Source organism: Clostridia bacterium, assembly GCA_034926675.1.
Classification (GTDB): domain Bacteria; phylum Bacillota; class DTU025; order DTU025; family DTU025; genus JAYFQW01.
On sequence record JAYFQW010000012.1, the window covers coordinates 47,796 to 70,657 of the forward strand.

At 57.3% G+C, this 22,862-nt stretch carries 18 protein-coding genes and 3 pseudogenes; 3 read left to right on the forward strand and 18 right to left on the reverse strand.

The window, feature by feature from the left end; genetic code table 11:
- Positions 1-81: 81 nt before the first annotated feature.
- From VB144_04930 to VB144_04980, 11 genes and pseudogenes are all read right to left on the reverse strand, one after another.
- Complete coding sequence (locus VB144_04930) at positions 82-750, reverse strand: ATP-binding protein (GenBank protein MEA4883002.1); 669 nt, start codon at positions 748-750, stop codon at positions 82-84.
- The gene (locus tag VB144_04935) at positions 747-1,682 is read right to left on the reverse strand and encodes a hypothetical protein (GenBank protein ID MEA4883003.1); all 936 of its coding nucleotides are present in this window, start codon (positions 1,680-1,682) and stop codon (positions 747-749) included. Before VB144_04935 ends, VB144_04930 begins: the two co-directional genes overlap by 4 nt.
- Before the next feature lie 102 nt (positions 1,683-1,784).
- Positions 1,785-2,264, reverse strand: a complete 480-nt coding sequence (locus VB144_04940; protein ID MEA4883004.1) for a hypothetical protein — start codon at positions 2,262-2,264, stop codon at positions 1,785-1,787.
- 512 nt (positions 2,265-2,776) lie between these two features.
- On the reverse strand, positions 2,777-3,514 hold the full coding sequence (locus VB144_04945; protein MEA4883005.1) for an L-2-amino-thiazoline-4-carboxylic acid hydrolase: 738 nt from the start codon (positions 3,512-3,514) through the stop codon (positions 2,777-2,779).
- A 119-nt stretch (positions 3,515-3,633) separates the two neighbouring features.
- The gene (locus VB144_04950; protein MEA4883006.1) at positions 3,634-5,124 is read right to left on the reverse strand and encodes an NAD(P)/FAD-dependent oxidoreductase; all 1,491 of its coding nucleotides are present in this window, start codon (positions 5,122-5,124) and stop codon (positions 3,634-3,636) included.
- Positions 5,124-6,797 (reverse strand): GNAT family N-acetyltransferase, encoded by a 1,674-nt coding sequence (locus VB144_04955; GenBank protein ID MEA4883007.1) that lies wholly within the window; start codon positions 6,795-6,797, stop codon positions 5,124-5,126. The genes VB144_04950 and VB144_04955 overlap by 1 nt, the downstream gene beginning before the upstream one ends.
- A gap of 25 nt (positions 6,798-6,822) precedes the next feature.
- Positions 6,823-7,182: a nucleotide pyrophosphohydrolase gene (locus VB144_04960; protein MEA4883008.1), complete on the reverse strand. Its 360-nt coding sequence runs from the start codon at positions 7,180-7,182 to the stop codon at positions 6,823-6,825.
- Positions 7,183-7,211: 29 nt separating this feature from the next.
- The gene (locus tag VB144_04965; protein MEA4883009.1) at positions 7,212-8,513 is read right to left on the reverse strand and encodes an alpha/beta hydrolase; all 1,302 of its coding nucleotides are present in this window, start codon (positions 8,511-8,513) and stop codon (positions 7,212-7,214) included.
- Between the two features lie 426 nt (positions 8,514-8,939).
- A pseudogene (locus tag VB144_04970) lies at positions 8,940-9,044 on the reverse strand (integrase core domain-containing protein).
- Between the two features lie 224 nt (positions 9,045-9,268).
- Positions 9,269-9,463 (reverse strand): annotated as a pseudogene (locus tag VB144_04975) (transposase).
- Positions 9,399-10,205 carry a hypothetical protein gene (locus tag VB144_04980; protein MEA4883010.1) on the reverse strand — a complete coding sequence of 269 codons (807 nt, stop codon included), beginning with the start codon at positions 10,203-10,205 and terminating at the stop codon, positions 9,399-9,401. The pseudogene VB144_04975 and the gene VB144_04980 overlap by 65 nt, the downstream one beginning before the upstream one ends.
- A 477-nt stretch (positions 10,206-10,682) precedes the next feature.
- On the opposite strand from VB144_04980, the gene VB144_04985 reads away from it, so the two are divergent.
- Complete coding sequence (locus VB144_04985; protein ID MEA4883011.1) at positions 10,683-11,192, forward strand: GyrI-like domain-containing protein; 510 nt, start codon at positions 10,683-10,685, stop codon at positions 11,190-11,192.
- An 85-nt stretch (positions 11,193-11,277) separates the two neighbouring features.
- Here the strand turns inward: VB144_04985 and VB144_04990 are convergent, their stop codons facing one another.
- Entirely contained in the window at positions 11,278-12,099 is an 822-nt protein-coding gene (locus VB144_04990) for a class I SAM-dependent methyltransferase (GenBank protein ID MEA4883012.1), read from the reverse strand.
- Positions 12,100-12,230: 131 nt separating this feature from the next.
- Positions 12,231-12,809 carry an O-acetyl-ADP-ribose deacetylase gene (locus tag VB144_04995; GenBank protein MEA4883013.1) on the reverse strand — a complete coding sequence of 193 codons (579 nt, stop codon included), beginning with the start codon at positions 12,807-12,809 and terminating at the stop codon, positions 12,231-12,233.
- Between the two features lie 934 nt (positions 12,810-13,743).
- Between VB144_04995 and VB144_05000 the strand changes: the two genes are divergently transcribed.
- Both VB144_05000 and VB144_05005 read left to right on the forward strand, forming a co-directional pair.
- A complete protein-coding gene (locus VB144_05000; GenBank protein MEA4883014.1) occupies positions 13,744-14,166 on the forward strand; it encodes a hypothetical protein in 423 nt (140 codons plus the stop codon).
- A gap of 476 nt (positions 14,167-14,642) precedes the next feature.
- Positions 14,643-15,584 (forward strand): annotated as a pseudogene (locus tag VB144_05005) (IS256 family transposase).
- Positions 15,585-16,274: 690 nt separating this feature from the next.
- On the opposite strand, the gene VB144_05010 reads toward VB144_05005, so the two are convergent.
- From VB144_05010 to VB144_05030, 5 genes are read right to left on the reverse strand one after another with little or no spacing between them, the layout of a single operon-like run.
- Positions 16,275-18,467 carry a TIGR03986 family CRISPR-associated RAMP protein gene (locus VB144_05010; protein ID MEA4883015.1) on the reverse strand — a complete coding sequence of 731 codons (2,193 nt, stop codon included), beginning with the start codon at positions 18,465-18,467 and terminating at the stop codon, positions 16,275-16,277.
- Positions 18,464-19,102, reverse strand: a complete 639-nt coding sequence (csx19, locus tag VB144_05015) for a CRISPR-associated protein Csx19 (GenBank protein MEA4883016.1) — start codon at positions 19,100-19,102, stop codon at positions 18,464-18,466. Before csx19 ends, VB144_05010 begins: the two co-directional genes overlap by 4 nt.
- Entirely contained in the window at positions 19,099-20,562 is a 1,464-nt protein-coding gene (locus tag VB144_05020) for an RAMP superfamily CRISPR-associated protein (protein MEA4883017.1), read from the reverse strand. Before VB144_05020 ends, csx19 begins: the two co-directional genes overlap by 4 nt.
- Positions 20,559-22,157 carry a hypothetical protein gene (locus tag VB144_05025; protein MEA4883018.1) on the reverse strand — a complete coding sequence of 533 codons (1,599 nt, stop codon included), beginning with the start codon at positions 22,155-22,157 and terminating at the stop codon, positions 20,559-20,561. Before VB144_05025 ends, VB144_05020 begins: the two co-directional genes overlap by 4 nt.
- On the reverse strand, positions 22,154-22,861 hold the full coding sequence (locus VB144_05030) for an RAMP superfamily protein (GenBank protein ID MEA4883019.1): 708 nt from the start codon (positions 22,859-22,861) through the stop codon (positions 22,154-22,156). The genes VB144_05025 and VB144_05030 overlap by 4 nt, the downstream gene beginning before the upstream one ends.
- Between the last annotated feature and the right edge of the window lies 1 nt (position 22,862).

The window sequence follows — 22,862 nt, forward strand, 5'->3', positions numbered from 1 at the left end:
TACCCAAGAGGAGCTTGGCAAGGCGGTAGAAATGGCGTGCCATCGCGTCGCGGTCATCGAGCTCCGTGGCGGTCATCTCGATCACTTCGTAGCCTCTGGAGCGCGCGGGGGGAACAGCTCCGAGTCGTTCGTCATGTGGAACTCTGTAGAGTACTGGATCTGCCACGCGCCGGGGCCATCATCGCCGAGCAATACCGAGTTGCTGTAGATCTTCTCCAAGATCTCGAGATCGCGCCGACCACGGATCTCAAGTATTGCCCGGCTGCGAGGACTGAACCGCTCTACCTGCGCCCGAGTGTAAGGAATAGCATGTCGCTCGCCTTCTTCCCAGTCGGCGAGGTTTCTGTGCATGAAGGCTGTTCGGATGGATTCCGTGCTGCCTCCCTTTCCGCTTAGGGCTGCCTTCAGTCCAAGCGCTATCACAAGATGCGTCTTGCCCGTTCCCACGCCGCCCATGCAGATCAGGGACTCCTTGGCATCGATGAAGCTCAGCTCTGTTAGGTGTTCTCTCGTTGTCTGCGGGGGCAGTACAATGCTCTCCCAGGAGAACTCCTCTAGCGTTTTGGTCTGGGGGAAGCCTGCGCGTTTCAGTCTGCGCCGGTTTCGGTTCTCTTCACGTATCTTCAGTTCCTCCGCAAAAAGGTCCGTCAGGAACTGCTCTCTGTTCTCGAAGGCGATCTGCGTGTGGATCCGGCTCACCGATCCAAGCTTAAGCGCTTTGCACTGTTCTTGGAGAAGAGCGGACTTCATCTCATCGCCACCCCCTCCAGCCGTGCCGGCAGCAGTTGGTCGTAGAGAGCCGAATCCGGGTCGTAAGCAGCCACTACCAACGGCGTGTAGCCTTCGGCTATGGGCTTGGGAGTCCGGTTCTCCGGGCGGAGCGAATAGAGCTTGAGTTCGAGATTCGCAGGGCTAGATCGCCTGTCGGCGGGCAGCGCCTCAAGCGCTTCCGCAACCTGATCCATGCTATAGGTCTTCAGCGCGTCTCGCAGGGCTCGGACTCGAATCGCCCGGTTTGGCGCATCGACCTCCTGCAGATACGCTCTAGCTGCTTCAGGCAGATGGCGAAACATGGCTGAGTGCACAGCCGCTCGCGGTCGTCGCGAACAGATCTCAAACAGGGCCGGCCACTCAATCGGCTGCTCTTTGAGCATGTAGCTCCTCGGCAGAGTCGTGAGGAGCTCGCCTTCCCGATTCCGTACTTCGATTCGATCCCAATACACGCTGAGCAGGACCTTCTGCCGCGGTTTGCCTTGCGGCACAGCATAGGTCGCCTTCTCGAAACGAAACTGCGCGTAGTTGTTTAGGACTGCATAGTCAAGCCGCATGGCCTCGAACGGAACGTTTGGCAGCGGCAACAACTTCGGTCGCTCCTCATCCCAAAGGTCGCTGATCTTCCTGTCGGCCTTGTAATGAACGCGGTCCATGTCCTTCACAGCCTCGGTCGCGAGCAGCTCGCCCAGCTCCTCGAAGCTGTTGAGGGGATGAATAGGGCATAGCCATTGCCTGCGCGTGTATCCCACCTTGTTCTCAACGTTGCCCTTTTCGTTGCCTCTTGCCGGCCCGCAGAAGTCCGCTTCGAAGCGGTGGTGAAGCTGAAACTGCATGAACGCCTCGGTTAGCACTCGCTCCTCTCCTTCGCCGATGCTTGCCACCGCGGCCGACATGCTATCCAACACCAATCTCCGAGGCACGCCTCCTGCCTGCTCAAACAACAGCTTTAGCCCTTCCAAGAAGCATTCCGCGTTCTCGGACGGCATCGGAACCGCGAAGCCTGCATTTGACTACGGAAACGAAAGCACAAGCGACTTGGCCTCGACGATCTTGCCGTCTCTCACGCAATGGATTGTTCCGAAATCCGCCTGGGCCTCCTCAACCGGGTGTTCAAGTTCAACGTATGCACTGCTATCGCCCTTGAACAGCTCGCCGCGCCGTCTCTGAATGTACTCCCTGACTGTGCGTTCCCCGCCCTTGAAGCCATGATCCTCTTGAAGCTTCTTGAAAACGGCTGCGGCATTGCGGCGATCCTTCCTGGGCAGTAATCGATCTTCAAGCAGCCAAGTGTCAACGATATCCGCTACAGGATCCATAACTGGCATCCGCTTGGCTCGGGCGCTGGGCATAGGTTCGTTCCAGTCGTCCCGCTGAGCGTATTTTGCTGCCGTCCGCCAACACACGCCGGTCCGTCTAGCAATTGCGCTGATCGATGCCTCTTCGCTTTCATACGCATGCTTGATATACTGTTGTACAGGCATAGCTACCACTCCGTCTTACCTCCCGATTGGCCGTAACCTAATCTGAGGAGGTATTCTATATGGCGCGGTGGCTATGCCTTCTTCTTCAGCCGCTGTTGTGACATTCTCACCGCCGATCTATGCAATTCCATTATGCCGAAAAGAGCTGATTTCGGCAGACCAGTCAGCCTGTACCCAGGGCCGAGGGTTCGCCGCGCGCCAACCCTTTACATTGCATTACTGTGAATGGTACATTGGAAATGCCCTTCATCGCTTCGCTCCAATATCCGAACGCACGATACCGGAACAGGCGGTCGCACATTGCCGGAATAGCCAACTTCGGCATGCTGGACTAACAAGAGGAAGACAGGGTGTCACGGGTGGACCTGGGCACAATCCCACGGGGTTACCTGAGCATCAACACCTTCTACGAGGATCGATCTTACAGCGCATTTTGGACTTGACCCGGTGTGCACATCCTCTGGCGGAACACAGAGCTTTGGGAGTACGATCAGGACGATCACTCGTAGGAGGTAGTCCCGTCACACAGCCTCGTAGTCAACTTCATCGTAGTCGCCAAACACGCTGGCTGCACCTTCCCCGCACAACGATGCGAAATCCGCCCTCGCTGGGATGAGCACGGCCCCTTCATCTATGCCGTGCCTCCTCAGGGAACTCGCGTAGGAGCTTATGAGATGTCCCATGTGGTAACGCCAGTCCTTGACGCCGCCCTGCTCTGCGCGAGCGCGCATTGCATCGATGCGAGCTTCCTCCTCCTGCGTTAGGTCTATTCCATTCCACCTGAACTCGCAGTGGCCGGAGCATGAGGGGTCGTGCATCGTCTTGACTTCCAGAACCAGGCTCTCGTCGAAACCCCTAACCAGATACTCGTCGACATATCTGCAGTAGAACGCGCCCTCGTGTAGTCGTCCGGTTCTTTTCCAGGCCTCATACCAAGGACAGATCAGAGTGTGCGTAACGAGAACCGGGGACCTTGCGGCAACCATGGAGGAGATAGATCCGGGCGGGGCGGTCCATTCGCAATAGGCCCTGTATGACGCCATGGAAGTGCCGTCGCCGTTGGCGATAGCCCTTTTCCTCATGCGCCCGCCTCGCTCGATGGCATACGATTTGATCGCGTCCGACAATATGGCTTCAGCAGCTTCTCCGCAGGCAGAGAGGATGTTTCTGGCAAGGGCGGAGAACAACAGGGCGTGGTGGTCCGGAAGTAGGGCGTTGGCGCCCTCGAAAGGACGCTTATCTGTATTCCTGTCTTGCATGGTTTTCAACCCTCCTGCTGAACGCGTGTTGGCAGAGGCGCGCCTATAGGAGTATCTCGCTAAGCATCTTGATGGTACCGGATTGGAACGGGTCAGGAGTAGCGAGGGGGCGCCCATGATCACACCCCATCGACCGCTGTTCGAAACCGCTTTCCGTCAAGCCTGCAGATATTCTGGATAGCTCGACGGCCGGATGCCACGGCTGTCGGGAGCCCGATGGTAGCCTCGGCCCACTGCCCGACCATGTACATATTCCGTAGCCCCGAAAGGGTGCGGGTGAACCCCTTGAGCATTGCGAGAGGCTCGCCGGGAACGCCCCAGGCCTGCAGCCCTCGCCAGTTGCCTGTGAAGCGCTCGGTTGTAACGGGCGTGGCCACGTCCGTCATCTCAACCTGTGCGCTGATGCCCGGGAAGCGCTGTTCGAGCAACTCCAGCACCGCAGCTGCCACGCGTTGTTTCTCGTCGTCGTATTTCGCCCGGCCGGCTTCGAGTAGCCCTCGCCAATAGTCGTAGCCGGCGCTCAGCATCACCTTTACCACAGTCTTTCCCTCAGGCGCCAACGTGTCATCGAAGTTGTAGACCTCGATATCAACTCGGTCGATCTCCCTGTCGACAATGGTGACCGGCTCGGGCAGGAACCAGGTGAGCGCCTGCGGTTCCTGCGACATGTCGCGATTCACTCCAAAAGAGACCTGCAGCGCCATCTCTATGTGCCGTGGAGCCGCCTCATAGTAGCGCTTGATGCGCTCGTCTGCGAACTTGCCGCCCAGCATGTCGAAGATGGTGGAATGGCCGTCAGCAGCCGAGATCACCACATCGGTCTTGTGCTCCGCGTCATTTGCGATCACTCCAACGGCCCGGTTGTCCTCAACCAGTATTCTGCTCACCCGAGAGCGATAGTGAATCCTTCCGCCCAGCCTTTCGTACTGATCGGCTATGCTCTGGGCAAATGAGAGCGATCCGCCTTTGGGCCAGCCCAGAGTCTTGTTGTGGCAGCCGGCCAGGAAGTTGAGATGAAGAAACATGGGTATATCGGCGAAATCGTACTGCACGGTGGGAAAGGCACGCCGTAGAAACGGGTCTTGGAAACGCGCTGCGAACTGGTCGAGCGTCACCCTGCTCCATTTCATGAAGGCCCCGGCCACGGGCCCGGCTTTGAGCGCGACTTGCAGAGGAGCTATGGCCATCAGTGAGAACAGGTCAATGCGGGCGAACTTTCGGGCTCCATTGGTATACTCTTCGATCACCTTGGCATCCGCCGGCGACAGCTGCTTCATGTGCCGCTCCAGTCGATCAATGTCGGCATACACGGTGAGCACCAGGCCATCAGCCGACTCCACCTGCGTCAAGGTGTCGCGAAAGACCATTTCGCGCCCCTGGACTGCTCCGAGCTCCTCCCACAATCGGTAGAGCTCAACCCCTGGGCTCGCTCCGGCCAGATGATGAATGCAGCCATCTACGGTGTAGCCTTTGCGCTTCCATGCGGTGCATAGCCCTCCAGGCTTGTCGTGCGCCTCGTAGATCTCAGTACTGTAGCCGTTCATCTGTGCGTAGCAGCCTGCCGCTAGCCCGGCGATCCCAGCGCCGATGATGATAGACCTCTTAGTCATTAGGATTCCTCCCTGTAGTTGGTGGAAGGATCGAGCCACCGTAACAGACTCTTCAGCAGCGCACCGCTTTTCAGTTCCTCCAGCGAAGTGTTCGCCCATCGGGGGAAGACTTCTCGTTCGCAGGCGAAAAACAGTGTGGTGAGCGGCGATAAGACGGCGTCAGCAAGTCTTTCCTCCTTGCCGATTCCATTCGTGCCGTATTCACTCAAAAACGCTTCATTCGCGTCGGTCGTGAGCGAGCTTGTCACATTGCGGATGTCAGCGAAGGCGTAACCCTTGCCGAGCAGGTTGAAGTCCAGCATCATGGCGGAGGTGTAGTCTCTGGAGACGACAAGATTCGTCCAGTAGAAATCATTGTACGTCAGCGTGCGCGGCAAAGAATCGATCAGGCGGCGCACATCGGCAAAGCGCTCCCGAAGAGTATCCCACAGCGCGTTTGCCCGAGTGCCCGTTTTCTCCGCCACCATATCCATGTTTGGCGGCGTGATAACATCCGTCTCGTCATAGAGCGCGGAGCTATGGGTTGAAACACAGGCACGTCCCTTCTCATGCAGCGTTTTGTACCAGCGCGCGAGGGCTGCGGCGGTCTGTGTGTCGGACAGGTCGTCTTCACAGCCCAGCCGGAACCGGGTATCGCTCTCCACGTCCGGCAAAAGCAAGGCATTGCTCGTGTGCCTCAACATCGGCAATACCGGGACGCCAAGCGAGGTGAGCAGCTTGTAGTTCTCGATTTCCCGCCTGTCCTTCGGCCTGTCGAACGCCTTGAGTACATATCTCTCGCCCTCGGATTCCAAGCGATACACCGAGATGCCGTCCTTGACCCGTATTGGTGTTACGACAGGTATACGCACACCCATCTCGGCAAGCTGCAGCACAGTTGATGACGGGAGAAGCTTTTCGGCGTAGCCATGCTCCCTGAGCGTTTGATTGATGACAGCCATAGCATGTGCATCAATCCCCTCCCATTCGAGCATTTGCCGTCCGCTTAGGCGGTTGAGCCATGCGAGCGTTGTGATGTTATGCTCGGCAAAGGCCTTTCGCGCCGCCGGTTCCAGCTTGTCTGTCAGCACGTCAATCGGGATCATCGAGGCCGGTTCCTTATGAGGAAACGTCCGGTCAAACGCCTCGGCATCCTCCGATTTCACCGCAAAAACCGGGTCTTCATGAAACGCGCCGGAGACGCCGTCCAGCGCCCCGTCGTGGAGCGGCATGGCCATGAGCGCGTCAAAGTTCTTCCCGTTCGGCGTTGTAATGCCGAAGGCTTTGGCGTTGCGGAATCCAAAACGCGGGTAATAGTCGGGATGCCCGTAAAACACGATTGCCCCATATCCCATCCGCTTTGCCCCGCGTATTGAATGACGCATGAGCGCCGAGCCGACGCCGCAATGCCAGTACGCGGGCAAGACCGAAAGCGGGCCGAAGGTCAGCACTCCCGTTTCATTGCCGTTGTCATTAACGACTCTTGCTTTTGAACACATCACATTCCCGACAAGCTTGCCGTCCATCTCGGCTACGAAGTCGAGTTCCGGCACAAACGCCGGGACGCTCCGGAGCAAATGGACTAGATAATGCTCATCGCAGGTAGGGTTTGTGAATCCCCAAAATGCTTCGCGGGTGAGATTCTCCACGGCGCGGTAGTCCTCAGGCCGCTCAAGGCGTAAAACGATGCTCAACGGTGATTCCTCCTATTCCAGGCGATCACAACTCTGTGTACTTCTTCGCATTTCCTCTGGCTCTGTCCGCGGGGTAATGCTCGGCGTTCAGGGCCATCTTCTTCTCTGCGACTTCGTTGAGGTCGATGCCGAGGGCATGGGCCAGGAAGAGTAGGTATATGTAGGCATCCCCGACTTCGTGCTCGATCTCTTCGCGTTTCTCGGCACATCTGGCGCCGAGCTCGGAGTCGGGGGTCCACTGGAATATCGACAGGAGTTCGGATGCCTCTACGACGAGAGCGGAGGCGAGGTTCTTGGGGGTGTGGAACTGCTTCCAGTCCCGCTCGTCGCGGAATGTAATCAGTTGATCGAGTAGTCTGCTTTGGGGTTGCTGATTCTGAGTCACTTGACAAATGCCTCCTCTGCGCCTCGCACTCAGTAAGATGCCTGTGGCGCAAACGTGCCTTTTCCTCTTAGGCAGCAGTCGAAGAACTCCAGCGCCAACTGGCTTATGGTGGTTAGGCAGTATTTTGTGTCTATACTTGCTTTCCGTCCATTCAGCATCCGTGTAAGCAATGGACTCGTAAGCGCCAGATCTGTCAAAGAGAGGTGTCCTGACCCTCGCATATGCACGCTGTAGGAGATCGCCTCCGTATCCGCAAGCAATTTCGCATTCGCTGCGTATTGCGGCAGTTCATCCAGATGACTCCATGAGCTGTCTGAGTAGATGTTCAGCACGGGTACGGGATACGTTTCGTCATTCCACACAAACTCCCCGTCTTCGACGCCTACAATATCGCACATGAAGGGCGACTCCAAGGCAATAACCGCGCCCACATCATCCCTGAGTCGACCAATTCCCAATGCGGTAGAACCTCCCAACGAATGCCCCATAACGCCGATCTTCGTTATATCTATGAGTGCGTATACAGGATCAGGATCGCTGCTAGCTGCCTGGCTGAGGGCATAGTCGATAACGAAGTTCAGGTCGCCTGTGCGTACTCCCATCCACTTCTGATAGTACTCACAGCTCTGCACCTTGTCGCGCTTTGCGTCCTCAGCTAGGATCTCACGCATGAAACCTCTGTCAATCAACGATACTCTCCCGTCTGTGTCGGCGGTGAACAGGCACTGGTATGTGTGGTCGATTGAGCACACAACATAACCGTGGCTTGCCAGCTCTCTGTATAGCGACAGATTGCTCGATTTCACTCCGAACGACCCATGAGAGAAGACGATAAGCGGGTATTTGCCGTCGGCGTCTTCGGGATGCCAGTATTGCACAGTGAGTCTTCTAGGTCCGCCGGCGTCGGAATACGTGTCGATGCGACTTTCATCGGTATAGGTGTAGGCCACCGTTTCTATGCCATACGCGCCGGTGGTCTTCAGCGGTTTGCACTGCGGGAATATCAGGGCAGGGCTGAGGGCAAGCAGTACAGCCAAAAGCGCCAGAACTGCTTTTCTGATGACGCTGCCGATTCTGAATGCTGCACCATCACGATCTCTCCGTACCAGTGCTATCGCGCCTAGCAGCGCCCATATCAGCAGCAATGCTGCAAAAGCATACCAGCGAAGACTCCATTCTATGATGGACGTTATCATCAGCAGGACGAACACAGCGAAGGCGATTATGCGCATGATGCTTCTGCCTGTCGCTTGATATGATCTTGAGTGAATGCAATACGCCGCAAATACCAGCTCAACTGCAATCGCAGCGAACAGCATGATACTTCCCATGGTTTTCGTCGTCGCACCTCACATCATTCAGCTTCGCTCATTACACTCCGCCTCGCTAGACGATTAACAACAGCTACCGCCTCTGAGACACTGCGTCTGGCAGCGTACATTGGAGAGTTTATCACACCAAGGCGCTGATTGACACTTTATGGGGGGCCCCTTCGTCAAGACACCGTTAATGGGTTTCTTAAGCAATGCCCCGTGCGCTTGAGAGGGGTGAGGGTGGTCCTTGGCGTAGTCCCCAGGGGGTGCTCTGCGGGACCCGGGCGCAGGGGTGTACTTCGCCGGGGCGCCGGGACGCTGGCTTGACCCACACATGGCGAGACTTATGCACAGGGCGCCATGAGCGTGCAGAAGACCCCCGCCTTAACATCCGCGGATCGCACCTCCCCCCATACTGAAGGCTGCTGGGGCGGTCCGCCTGTTTTACCCCAGATACACCTCAGCCGGAGTCCTGTATGCTAGCGCTTGATGAGGCCTGAGGTCATTGTAAAACCCGATGTAGTCCCCAATGCCAAGTCTGGCCTGGCTACGCCTAACGCCTTCCTGACTGCGGACAGCACAACAGGTAAGGATATAGCCTGCTCTGAAGACCGCGGCGGCTCAGGTTCGGCCCCGGGCAGATCCCGGCGATCTGCATGTCGCTCATGTAGCGCTGAATCCGCTTGTTGATGCCAGTCCTTTTTTGACCAAGCTAGCTGAGTGTTCAGCCGCCCGATCTCTGCATAAAGCTCCTTGAGCTCCCGTTCGTGGGCGGCTCTCAGCGTTTCCTGCGAGCGCCCTTCGTCAGCGAACAGGCTCGTCGTGTTCTCAACGGCAGTAGATTTCCAGCGAACTAACAGCGAAGGGGATACGCCTACCTCGGACGCAATCTTGGATAGGGGCCTATCCTCCCTGAGAAGCGCCATTACGACTTTGGCCTTGAATGACGGTGTGTAGCTCTTTCTCATGGGCACAGTCTATCGTATTTCTCCTCGCTGCAGTGTCCAAATTCCTGGGTCCACTATAGGCTATCTCTTTCCCGGTGGAATCCACCACTCTCAGCCTGAAGTCGGCCGGCTGTGCGCACGTGATCCGCACCTTGCCAAGAAGCGGCGTGTCGAAGTACCACCAGTCCTGATCGGTGTCGGTGGGTATGACTCCGGTCACCGGTTGCCCGAGCTGAAGGCCCCTGGCTTGGCTCGCCGAGTCGTTGGGCTCTGCGGAATCGTGCAGCGCCAGCTTGACCTGGATTTTCATGTTGTACGGAGTGTGCATGTTGTAAGCGCTTGAGCTGTAGCCTCGCATCAGCACGTAGTAGGCGCCCGATTCGTACACATCGCCCTCAAGGAACATGTCTTGTCCAGGAGTGCCTAAGTTGCCTCCGTACAGCTGTTTCGCTCCGGAGCTGTCTACAATGGAAAGATGGTAGTCTGCCGGCTGGGTAGACGTTACCTTGATGGTGGATGGCCATGATACGTCTATCCGATAGAAGTCGACATCTCCCGGTCGGTAGATGAAGGAATCGAACTGCCTGCCCGACACAACGGTCGATGTCTGTTGGATGCTGTCGTTAGGCTCGAAGACATCGCGAGCCTCCCGGAATTCCGCCCTCAGAGTGTACGGGGTGTCGGGCTTGTGTGAGCTTGAGTATCCGCGCACAAGCATGTAGATGGTTTCGTCAGGACGGCACTCTTTCGTTTGCCAGAGCATCGCGTGTAGTTCCGTTGACGAGTGTTACAGATGAGTCTAGAACGCCGGCCGACAGGGTAAGCAAATAAACCGCTGCTAATAGCAGAGTTAGGCGCATGTGTCGGGGCTCTGACATGGTCGTCGCCGTCCTTTCTGCTTTGTGCTGTCTCCAGCGAGGATTTTCGCAAAGCTGGGTGTGTCCCTGCAATCCGGGCTATCCTGCAACAGATAATGTACTCTGCCCCTTCGACTCACCCTCGTCTCATCCCGGGTGCAGCAGTCTAGGAGTCGGCCCGAAGGAGCGCAATCGGCGATGTCGAACTTGGCACAGACGGATCGCTTCTCCGCAAGCTAGGTCAAGAGGGGTTTTCGAGGGCCTTTTCTAAGCAGTTCGGCGTGTCCCCTGTCGACTACCGCAGGAATCTGAGGCCCATATGTCTGTTCATGCCCGACCGGGCGCGCGATCGCTACCTCAAACTTCAGAAAGGGGAGATAGAGATGGCCACAGGTGAGGCTGCGAAGACAGTCTTTGTCCAGGTGGTTGAGCGCCCAGCGAGAAAAGTCATCCTGAGGCGAGGAGTCAAGGCCACGCACTACTTCGAGTACTGCGGCGAGATGGGCTGTGACGTGTGGGATGCTCTGTCGCGCATCAGGGAAGCGATGTATGAGCCGATCGGAATGTGGCTGCCCGCAAGCATGATCAAACCCGGCACGTCGACGTATGTTCAGGGTGTGGAGGTTCCTGCCGACTTCTGCGGCGAGGTTCCGGACGGGTTCGAGGTGATGGACCTGCCTCCGTGCAAGATGATGGTCTTCCAGGGCGAGCCGTACGATGATTGCCACTTCCAGGAAGCCATCGGGGAGCTGTGGGAAGTCATGGAAAGGTACAAACCCGAGATCTATGGGTTCGAGTGGGCCGACGAAGATGCGCCCAGATTCCAGCTTGCCCCCATGGGTTACCGCGGGTACATCGAAGCCCGGCCAGTCAGGCAGGTCAGCAGGGGGTAGGCTGGTCCGAAGGGCGCAGCCTGGCTTAAGCTCCGCGTCCGCAGCCTCCCGCTGGCTGAAAATGGGGGGCCTGCGGACGTCGTGGCTATCGCCGCCGTCCGATGTAGAGGAGGTGTTCTGCGCCGCCGTGAATACTGGGATCTGATGCGCATCTATAGTTCAGGTCTACCCATGCGTCCCACGAGGGGCCTTCAAGCTTGTTCACCTTGTCCTCAATCATGCTCACGATTCCCTCTTGAGCAAGCAGTGCCTGAGTTTGGAACCCGACCGTCTTCATCATCGGAGCTATCTCATTAGGGTGTGCAGTGTAGAAGTCGGTGAACGCAGAGCCGATATCAAGCTCCAACGTTCCATCACTCAGCAACCGCATCATGATGTCCGAGTCGTCTGAGAGGCGCTCCGGGCTCCACTTAGCGAGGTCGCGAAAGGCAGCGTACCGGCATATGAATGTGGCGAAAATCACGCCCCCCGGACGTAGTATCCGCCGTGATTCTGTTAGGCAGCGCCTTCGGTCCTGTTCGTCTAGGAGGTGGTAGAGAGGGCCCATCAGTAGCACGGCGTCGAACTGCTCGTCCTCGAACATGCTCAGATCAGTAGCTGACGCGTGTACATAGTTTGCAATCTCCAGCGCCAGATCTTTCGCCTTCCGTTGCGCGAACTTGAGGCTAGCGGCTGATAGATCCAGCAGTGTAACCCGATAGCCAAGTGAAGCGAGGAGCATCGAATAGCGTCCCGGACCGCCTCCACAGTCCAGTACCGTGCGGGTGTCTCGGTCTGCCTTGGGCTTGGGAAGGTATTCGGCTAGCGCGCGGCTGGTTACGGCAAACTCCGTTCGGTGGCGATCCAACCTTGCCCATTCGCGCTGTACGTCAGAATCGTAGAACCGGGCGATCTTCTGTTCTCCCATGGCGCCTTGCCCCCTCCTGGTCGTAGTTGGTAGACATACCGCAGGCAGCATCGTGCGCGTCAGCAAGACACTCCGGCGGGTGAGGCGCTCCGAAGGTCGCCCAGGCTGTGGCGCCGTAGCGAGGTGCAGAATCAGCGTATGGGGAGTTCCGCGTCCAGCGCGCGCTGATACGCATCGCGAGTGCGCTCGTTGAAGCACACGAATATCACTTCATCTATGGACGGATCGACCTCAAGGTGCCGCGTCACGGTTCTCATGGCGATTTGCGAGGCCTGCTCCAGGGGATAGTGATACGCTCCGGTGCTGATCGACGGAAATGCCAAAGTGCGAACACCGTGTTTTGCTGCGAGTATCAGCGAGTTCCTGTAGCAGGCGGCCAAAAGGTCCGCTTTGCCCGCGCTGCCGCCCTGCCAGATCGGGCCCACTGTATGTATGACATACTTCGCGGGCAGCCGGTATCCTCTGGTGATGACGGCATCGCCGGTGTTGCAGCCTCCAATCGCCCTGCACTCGGCGAGTAGCTCAGGGCCGGCCGCTCGATGTATTGCGCCGTCCACACCGCCTTCGCCGAACAGTGTGGTGTTGGCGGCGTTGACTATGGCGTCGACGTGCTGCTCTGTGATATCTCCGCGGACAACGGACACTCGGTCGCAACTACACGGCGGTTGCGGCTGCGGCCCGATGGGGCCCTTTCCAGAGCTCGTGCTCATTCCGTTCGCATCTCCTTTCTACCTGCGTTAGGATTCATCATGGCTGGGCGCGAATCCTCCCAGGCCGCACCGGTTGGGGTCCGCCGGGATGCTGTAGGCGTGGGACGAGGACCTGGGACCCGTCATAGTCCTCTGCCGAGACCAGACGAAATGGCTGAGTCGGGTACCGCGGGATATGGTGTAAACGACCAGTGGCGAGAACACGAGCGCCCTGTTTGCTAACACCTCGGCCCAGCCGAGGAACCTAGCGCTCAAACAATACGGCAAACGCGACCAATGCGATGGCCATTTTACGGCATTATCTGTTATTGTAAGGACAGAGTGGGGTGTCCGTATTTACCACGGTGACCGCGTTTTTCCATACAGGCTAATAGCCAAGTATGTGGAGTTGGATAATGGGCAGGAGACAGTACTAGAGACACACACGGGCTCAAGTCGAATATAAGTTGTAGAGGCAGACGGTACTTGGTTAGCTTGTCCTTGCTAACAGGCTCTGCGTTTCATGGACCGTTGTTGATACAGACCGGCGTTTACGGTAACCGCAGCCCAAAGGGGGATGAATGCAGTGGACAACAGGATGTTATTGGCGTAGTTGGTATATAGAGGGGGTATGGTCTCTGTGAAAAGGATCTGGTTGACTCTGTTAATTCTGGTTGCCTTGCCGGTAAGTGCATATGCGACCGGCGATAGTTGTTCGGCTAGTGGCGTTTCCTATAGAGTATGCTATGGGGCGCCGTTAGGAGGCCGTAGCACAGCACAACTTCCATACGTTCTGCCTGCCGATATAGTGCCAGAGGACATTGTGGGAGTGATTCCTGTATCAGACCACACTTTGAAGACGCTAGGGTTCAGAATAATACAGTCAGCGGGCCGCGCTATTGTATTGGTGTCAGTTGAGAATCCACTATGTACTACCGAGGTTACCGGATTTACAGTGATCACTAAGGATGGGCGGCGATGTCAGGAGACAATCGACGGTTTCGTTATTGTTGAGCCCGCAGAAGCGGTTAACGGGAACATAATGGCTGTTACATATAGATCTAGTACGTGGGATGAGCAGTATGTAACCTTCAAGAACATGTGTAGCCAGACCGTGAAAGTGCTGCACCTGTTTGCTGGGCCATTTGATGTTGAGTATATGGATAATGCGGGACGCTGGAGCGCCGACAAGGCTCATTATGTCGGGTCTGGGGAGGAAGTGCAGTACAGGTTCAGAAGAGACGCATTTGGCAAACCCAATGAGATTGTGTTTTTCCAGACGATACTGAAATACGAGCATCAGGGCATGATTTGCGCAACCTGTGTCGGCCCGAATTTCAATATTGATCTGATGCATCTAGGTATGCCTGGATACTAGTACTGCTTTGTTGCATTCTATCGTTTGCCATGCATCGGCGGGAAGGCTTGCCGCGATATCGGAGGCTTTCCGCCTGAAGCAAGCTGGTCCGACGTGTGTAGCACTGCATTGGCCACATGTGCATTCCCCGGTTCCTTTTCGTCTTCTTTCGCATCAGCTTGAGCTCCCTGTATGGGTTTTCGGACTCTGCTCAGGGACTGCTACGTGCGAGCTCGGTCAGCTCACAACTGGTTAGTGTCCTCGGTAGTGGTGTAAACCCAGCGGGAGGATCCTGAGCGTATTGACAGGGACAGCCGCCATGTGGTTCTCTTCGGGTGTAATGCAAATACAATCCGAGGGGGCAACCACGATGGCAGCTGCCAAGAGAAATGTATCACTGCTGGACATTCTCCGCCAGATGGGGATGGACGAGGACGCTGATTTTCTCAGGGACGGCGCGCAGCTTCTGACTCAAGGGAACGTTCTTTCTAGGCTTCCTGGAGCCCCGGAGAATGACGGAGAAGGCTATCCTGTCCGTAGTCCAGGAGGCGTACGTTCACGGGGTCAGCACTCGAAAGGTGGACGAACTCGTAAAGGCTCTGGGCTTGGACGGCATTGACAAGAGCGAGGTCTCGCGGATTACCGCAGAGCTAGATGAGGAGATCAACCGGTTTCGTAGCAGGCCTCTTGAGGGACCCTACCCGTACGTGTGGCTGGATGCTACGTACCTAAAGGTCAGATCCGACCACCGAGTTGTGAGCATGGCCCTGGTCATAGCGCTCGGCGTCAAGATGACCGGGGATCGTGAGACTCTCGGTTTCGCCATAGGGCCTTGCGAAACCGAGGCGTTCTGGCATGAGTTCCTAAAAGGCCTGGTATCTCGCGGGCTTAGCGGAGTGAAGCTTGTGATAAGCGACGCCCACGACGGGCTGAAGAAAGCGACCCAGAAGACTTTGCTTGGGGCGTCGTGGCAACGATGCACGGTGCATTTCATGCGCAACGCGCTTGCCAATGTGCCTCGGGCCGCTCAGCAAATGGTTGCAGCCTACATCCGGACGATATTCGCTCAACCCGACCAGGCGACCGCCAAGGCTCAGCTCCGGCAAGTTGCGGTTACCCTAGAAGGAAGGTTCCCCAAGGCAGCGCAAATGCTCTGCGCATGCGAAGACGATATCCTAGCGTACATGGCGTTTCCGAAGGAACACCACAGGCAGATTCACTCGACGAACCCTCTCGAAAGGCTAAACAAGGAGATCAAGCGCCGCGCTGACGTAGTAGGCATTTTCCCTAATGCCGATTCAGCGCTCAGGCTTCTTGGATCGGTGATGATAGAGCAGAACGATGAGTGGATCGTACTGCGCAGGTATTTCAGCCAGAAATCCATGGGCAAGCTGCTGCTGCCAGTCGATGCAGCTGTGGCGCTGCCTCCAGTGGAGTAGACCCTTGATCGAGTCGAGATGGTTGCCTCTAGGCAGGCAGAGCACGATCACATGAGTTTCGCTCTACACAGCGCCGCCGCCTACAAGGAGCCCCCTGTGCGGCTCCTAGGCGGGGCGGCGCCCACCGACCGAGGCATTGCTGTCCGCGTTTCCGTATCTGACGCATAGGCAAACTGTACACACAAACCGGCCGGAAGAGATTAGCGAGGATCGACTCCGAGGAGAATCGAAGAAGCGATTTACACCACTTGACAAGACGTGACCATATGTAAGAGAAATATGCACATGTTTTAGTCACTATTTGAGCTTTCCGAGAAGACGGAATGCGTTCTACCACGGCTTTCAGTTTACGCCCTCCTACGAATCAGGCGAAAACGCGTGCCCGAGTGCGGAAGTTGGGGTAGAGAGTTCGTCTGCGAGCCGGACCCGCGACGGGCTGCCGAACTGTTCGTAGCCAGACATGCGCAGCGAGTTCATGTCCCTTCAAGATGGCCGCGCATATATGCTAGCGTGCCGCTGGAAACACGATAGTGGATCAGTCAAGGAGAGATTGGGCATCACACAACCGGTGACGTGCGTAGAAGTGTTGGGCGGCCCTGCTCTCGCTGACGGCCGCCCCCATGCACAGTATCATCGTTGACTCTACGCTCCTGCATCGGGTTAGCATGACACCTTTGGTTTGACCTTCTCCTATCCCTCAGGCTCACAACCTCCTGTGAGCTCTCCGAATATCTCAGGCTCAAGGGAAGGCAGCACTGGACGGTTCCTCATGTCTTGGGGTGTCATGTACCTGCTCCCAGAGCGTTTGGCAGAATCTGCCCGTGCGATGCCTGCTGGCACTGAGAATCCGGGCCCAATGGCCGGACCAGGCCACTCCATGAGCTTCAGAAGGCACGCTATTCGTTTCACATCGCTCAGTCGTTTCGCCTCGGCCTCAAGGTGAAGTTTGCTGATTACCAGTCTCTCGAAGGACGCAGTGAACTCTGAGAGCACCGAGCAGTCCGATAGAGATTCACCTGGCTTCACTTCCCCCGTTTCCCAGTTGATGCTGCGGGATTCCGCGCAATCGCTTCGCGGTACCGAGCTCTCAAAAGCAGACTGGTATCGCGCCTGCCTGTCGATAAGGTGAAGGGTGGCATCGAGTCGCACCGCTCCCATGCCCAAGGGTTTGCCCATGCCGAGGCTGTGGCAGTACATGATTGCTCCATCCGCTCCACTCGCGTGCCCTGGCGCAAGAGCCCAGCAAAGCGCACCAAGCTCAACGTCTGTTAGGTTGTCGAAGTATACGCGGAATGCGAATCTTACTCCGGCTTTCACAGGCCTCATCTGAGTATTCTGCGTACTCGCCTTATTGGGCCCATTCCCAATGTCAGCGGTCTCAAGCGCTCGGCAATCTGGATCGCCCGCGTGCCAATAACGTTTGGAGCCTCTGATGGTAGTACAGCCTTCCCGGGAATCATAGTGATGCAGGTCGTCCTTTCCCGAGCTCGTCTGAACCAGGTAATTCTGGAAGCTCGTCGGTTTGGGCGAGCTAAGTATCTGGGGAACAAGAGGCTTTCCGTCACTGCCAGTGATCCATATGCCATCACTAGACTGACCGTCGGCAAGCACTGCATCAGTCACCGATACTCTCCCTGAACGCGCCATGCGTGCAGGATTCTTGCAGGAGGAATCGCTGCTGCCGGATGCGGGCTCCGGAGTGAAGCCGAATATCGCTTCAGTATAGTCGACGAATTCTGGATCCCTGATCTCTTTCGGGATCAGGCTGAGCGGACTATGCCCGTATGGCAGACGAAACATCATCGTAGGTCCGAAGAACACAAGTTCGGCAGGGTTAGTCCTGGGATTGACGAGGTAGAAAACCGCGTTGTGAGGCGAAGCCATACTGGCCTTGCCATCAAGGCCTATCTTGCGTCCCTCGATCCCTCGCGTCATACTCTGATCCTCGATGAACGCCTGCCACATCTCACCAGGTATCGGTATCAGCTGGGCTGACTTATCTGGCTCCCATATCGCACAGTCCATATGCTTGCGGTTACCAACCGATCCAGTAACTACGAGTGATGCCTCGCATGCGCCCGGTACTCCGGGAACATCGCGAACATTGACTTCCGGGGCAAGAGCAAGGTTGAGAGCGAATCGGTTTCCTCGGCGGGGGCGCCGCTCTGAAACGGCTCTCTTCTGAGGGATGACGAACGCGGTGTAGCATCCGGTCTTGGTTCCATCTTTGACAATCTGCTTTGTATGTCTCCGCTCAACGTGAATGAACGACTCGCCCTCGCGCTTGACGGCTGGACGTATGAAACGCTTTCCATTCACAATCTCCAGATAGCCGCCCCTCAGGTTTGGAGATGGGTAATCGAACTCCATTCCGTCGCGATTCCTGGCGCGATTCCTTCCCATCATCTGTTCGCGATACCAATTTCCTAGCGCGCTCCGGTCCGCCACAGCGCGGTATACTAGCTTGCTGTCGCTCACCCAGCACACCTTGCTGTATGTTATGATCTCAACCACTGAGCGTAGCATCCCTCTCAAGCTACTTCCGGGGATCACTGGGCGATTCGGATCGCCGGTGTGAAAGAACTCCGGTCGATTGGCGACACGGTTACCGAAATGCTTCTTCATATCCTCGCTGTATCCTATAGCAGAGCTTATCCTATCGAAGTCCTCGCGACTGATGGGCGCCCGCACAAAGGTAGGCGATTTCGTCTCCAGTTCCACGTCGAAGTAGCCGCTCAGAAGGTCGGGGTCGTACGCATCATGGCCTGGAAGCTCCCCGGCTCTGGGGATCACCTTCTCGGGAAGGGGAACGAAGTTGTAGGGCGCCCAGGCCTTATCAGGCGACCGATCTGAACCAAACCTCACCTGTTTGGGCAGTTTCATGTTCTCGCCTCCACGAAGAGATCTACGAGACGGCTGGCCGATACGCGCATCGCACCCATGTCGTCCTCCGAAAGATAGTGACGTACCTTAAGGCGCAGTGGTCTAGTCTTCCCGTCCCAGATTCCGCACATGTTGTCCAACTCAAGAGGCACAGCGTGCTCAAGGCCTTGCGACCCGTCCCGGACTCGGGTGAACCCACTGCGGGCGTACAGGATGCGAGTTCCCCACAGGATCTGATCTTCGTCGAAATACTCAGTTAGCAATGGCCTAACACCTGATGTTCCGCGAACACATGCGTCCATCGCCTCATCCAGGATAGCTCTGCATCGAAATGCTCCAGACCCAGTTCGCCAGGCAAACACCTCACCGAGGTTTCCAAACAGACGAATATCGTGCAAGCTCTCGCCGCAAAGCGCTGGAGAGATGGCGGAAGCACATCGATCAGATGTGGCAAGCCCGTTCTCGCCTAGCTTCCCCCAGGTTACGCCGTTGCCCGAGTGTGCCAGAAGCCACTTAAGCTGCAAGCTTCTCATGGTGCTTTCTGCCCATGCCGCCGGATCCGATACGAGCGGTGCAAGGTCTACGGAGACAACCGTGGGCGCGCAGCTATGTATCTCTCGCTTCCACTCGCTCATGGTCGTTCCTCCTGACAGTGCGCTGTGAAATCCCGCACTGATCTCTCAAGCAACCCGCTCGGGTCGGTTACGTTGAGCCCGCAAGCGGTCTCCGTTATCGTTGACGTATCGTTGTCAAATGTCAATCTAGCCTCTCTCCCCGCAAGCCTGCCCCTGCCGACGCTTACTTCGCCTCCAATGGGAAGGTCGCCAGTCCACAGATCCTTAAGCAGCAGTATCATGAGCCCGCGTTCCCACGGAGACGGATCTTTGACCGTTATCGAAGTCTCGAATACGGTGTTCTCACTGCCGAAGACCGGTTGTTCGTTGAAGAGCCGACCTTCGCGGGGGCCTCCCGTGAACCTGTCGATGCTGACTCTGCCCTGAACTAGATTAGTGACGCCTCCGTCGATCCGAGATTCTGAAACCTCTACCCGGCTGGCAATGGGTTCCTCCGAGGCGGCGTCTGTCACTCTGCTGGATCCGAAAAGGCCGTCTATCATCTGCTTGGCGCGGTCACGGTCAGTCTGCAGACTGGCGATGCGCAGTGCACGCGCTCGGAGAGCGCCGGCCAGACTGGTTCCAGGAACCACAGGGTGCAGGATTCCGTCTGAGCCCATGCTGTGGATGTGCACCATGTCGGGTTCCATATCGCCCGTGCTCCCGGCGGAGCGAATCAACATCGCCCCCATCAAACCGAACTTCGCCTTGATTCTCAGCATTCTGCGCCTATCGGGCACCGCCTCGGCACCGATGACTTTCCCAAGATCGCAGGGCTCAACCGCATACTCCAACCCCAGCGGCTCAGCGCCGTGGACGAGCCATTGTACCAGATCGTCCACTTGCCTCAGATGGTACTGCCTGACACGCCACCCAGATGTTCTGATCCTTCCGTAGCCTCGCCGTTTGCGTGCTCCAAGCGTGATCGAGCCATCAATGAGACCCCAAAGGGCTGAGACCAGTGCCTTCCTCAGGTCCGCCTCAGGATCAGAGTTGCAAGACTCACTAATGCACAATTCCATCCTGACAGGGAACTCGGTGCCGGCCCGCCATAGCTCTACGTCGAACTTGGCGCGATCAGCCGCAGCACGCAGGCGGGGTTCAAGTCGGACTCCATCCCGAATCTCTATTCCGCTCGTCCTGCCAAATGAGTCTTCCACTATGAGTGGACTCTGGACGCCCTCCCCGACCTCGGAGTTCTGGACTGCTCCGAACAGCAACGCCGATAGCGATTCACTGGTCTCCCTCTGCCCAAAACCCAGCTGTCGCTCCCGGAGGTATGATCTCAGGGCGCCCGAAATGCTTGCACCTGTCAGAAGCGGGCCTCCTCCGGATCGGTCTCGGAGCAAGGGCATGTCGGTCAACCCCTCACTCTCTACGCCGCCCAGATGAGCCGGCGAGTCCAGGGTAAGCGTGAATTCGACGATCAGTCGGGTCGCTACCTGTCGCGAACGCGCGCCCGCCCAATACTCGGTTGTCATCTGCTCACCTCCCGTGAACTCCTGACTGCAAGGCCTATTACTGACTCAACGAACCTCAAATTGTACTCGTACTGCAGCGTACCGGCGATACGGGCGGGATCAACCGGTCCAATCGCGGGAACGCTGTCAGTACTCTCGGCTGCTCCGATCGCAATCCATATCTCAGCCGGGTGATTCACACGATACTTGAGCCACTTGAGCCATGGCCCGCCGCCGATCATCCCACGGCTGAACGCTCTGCTGGCCGAGGTGCGGGCCTCGATGTGCTCAAGAAACTCATTCAGGCGCGCCGTCCCCTGGTCAGGCGGCAGTTCTATGCAGTTCAGGACTATTGAACGCACCTGCTGCAACTGCGAGTTGGGCGGTCGGACGCCTACGCCCGACTCCTGCATCAGACACACCGCCGCTATGGTAACCGCCGCATCAAGCTTCGACCGCAGTATGCGCTCGACCATCTTCTTGGCAATCCGCTCGCTCGCTCCGTCAAACTCCGGCACTCGCGAGTCGACCACGTATGGGCCAAAGCCGTATGAGCGCTCGTAGGACGGCTCCTCATGCCAGTTGATCGCCAGACGCCCAAACCCTCCGCTGACACGTTCACCTAACCCTCGTTCCTCGAGTGCCAAGAGTCGGTCGGCATCCACGTTCTCTCGAAACCGCAGTTGGACCACGCTGCCCATCATCACCGCCGCTTCCTGCTGGGTCGGCAGGCCCCACTTACGGTTGAACCCTCCAATCCAACGCATTCTCACAAAAGCCTTATCCACCATCGGCGCTTGGGCAAGGCCGAGCGCTTCCGCCGTTGCCGCAGCAATGCTCCGAGCATCAGCACAGCTTTGGCCGTACTCATTCCGGAGCAGCGCGTCACTGAGAAGCGTTATCGTGGCAGTGGAATTCGGCTTCAAGGGCACAATCCTGCTATCCGCCTCAGGGACCTCCTGCCATTCCTCAGAGTCTCCGATGAGCTCCCATGTGACTCGACCATAGCCTGCGGTTCTCGATCGTCCCAGATGCGACTCGCCATTTAGTAACCCGCGAATGACATCGGCGTCCGCATCCTCATCACAAACCACCGCAGCCTCGAACACCTGACCTGGCGATAACGCCTCGTATCTGAAGACTGCGCCGGACCCCCTAACAGGCCTGCCGGCGGCCCTGTCGCGCGCTAAGTGTATGGCCAGCTCTGTTTGAGGGCTCACGAGTAGCGCATCCCGGCGATCGGGGGCGCAGAAGCTCGCTTTGGGACGTTCGGACATGTCGTCTTCGGGTTCTGTCACGGCTAGGTCGAAAACAGGCTGGGATGTATGCTTTCGAACACGCCACGAAAGCGGCATAGGCAAGGCGCGCCTGCCGCTCTTGTCAACGATATAGCCATTGAGATACCGGGTGGTGCGACCGAAGAAGACCCTCTGTACCACTGGATCAGTCGCATCTAGATCGGTAGATCCATTCCGCCTGAGGTATGCCCAGATGGCGGCACCGCGCAAGACCGTACCCGGTATGAAGTTGTAAGTAACCGAGCTATTCGGATCTCCTCCGAGACTTGACAGGATCACCGGCTGCACTAGAGTGACCGTGTAACGCAGTACTCTCACCGTGCATCACCCCTCGCCAGTCGCTCGAAATCCGCAAAATGGGCCATGGTAGTATCGACCGCTGCTTCACCAGCCCGATACTCAAGGAATCGGATTGACAGCCTGCCCTGCCCCCGATTCCTTGAGAGACCCCCCCGCCTGACCCCCAGTGCACATGCGGTTAACAGACTGAGCTGTGCATCTGACGCAACACTAGTGAATGACAGTGGCGCCAAGAACGACAGCCCTCGTGTCGCGACGCGTGTGGAGCGCAGCGTGTTGCGCTGTGGAGCTCCGGTGACTTGGTCTACCGCAGTCTGCTTCCGGATATCGGTAAGGGACTCTAGCACCTGCACTGGCGAGAGCGTGACTGCCTTGTTCGTTGGTTCGGTAATGGCTGCACGCACTGCTACGCATAGGGGAACCGGCAGCGTCGCGTCGGCAATGTGCAGGTTTCCCTCAGCGCCCGCCTGGCTTCCAGGCGTTCCGAACAGGAGAGCCGCAGCCTCGCGTGCACGTTCGATGCCCGGGCTTCCGGCGCTCTCCAGTGAATAGAGGATGTTGAAGCACTCCTCAACCAGCAGTCCCTTGACCGACCTTCCCGGGATTATCGGAAGGCCGATAACTGGATCGTGCTCAACCTCGATGTCCACTGCTCCCGTGGCCCCCTTCCCGCTTCCGAAAGCCGTGTCGCTCAGCAGTTCGATGTTCAGAAACGACTGCACT

Excerpts from the sequence above, each read along its gene's own strand:
- VB144_04965 (MEA4883009.1), bottom strand. The coding sequence starts at position 8,513 with ATGGGAAGTATCATGCTGTTCGCTGCGATTGCAGTTGAGCTGGTATTT.
- VB144_04985 (MEA4883011.1), top strand. The coding sequence starts at position 10,683 with ATGGCCACAGGTGAGGCTGCGAAGACAGTCTTTGTCCAGGTGGTTGAG.
- VB144_04980 (MEA4883010.1), bottom strand. The coding sequence starts at position 10,205 with ATGCTCTGGCAAACGAAAGAGTGCCGTCCTGACGAAACCATCTACATG.
- VB144_04990 (MEA4883012.1), bottom strand. The coding sequence starts at position 12,099 with ATGGGAGAACAGAAGATCGCCCGGTTCTACGATTCTGACGTACAGCGC.
- VB144_04930 (MEA4883002.1), bottom strand. The coding sequence starts at position 750 with ATGAAGTCCGCTCTTCTCCAAGAACAGTGCAAAGCGCTTAAGCTTGGA.
- VB144_04945 (MEA4883005.1), bottom strand. The coding sequence starts at position 3,514 with ATGCAAGACAGGAATACAGATAAGCGTCCTTTCGAGGGCGCCAACGCC.
- VB144_04950 (MEA4883006.1), bottom strand. The coding sequence starts at position 5,124 with ATGACTAAGAGGTCTATCATCATCGGCGCTGGGATCGCCGGGCTAGCG.
- csx19 (MEA4883016.1), bottom strand. The coding sequence starts at position 19,102 with ATGAGCGAGTGGAAGCGAGAGATACATAGCTGCGCGCCCACGGTTGTC.
- VB144_05010 (MEA4883015.1), bottom strand. The coding sequence starts at position 18,467 with ATGAAACTGCCCAAACAGGTGAGGTTTGGTTCAGATCGGTCGCCTGAT.
- VB144_05020 (MEA4883017.1), bottom strand. The coding sequence starts at position 20,562 with ATGACAACCGAGTATTGGGCGGGCGCGCGTTCGCGACAGGTAGCGACC.
- VB144_04995 (MEA4883013.1), bottom strand. The coding sequence starts at position 12,809 with ATGAGCACGAGCTCTGGAAAGGGCCCCATCGGGCCGCAGCCGCAACCG.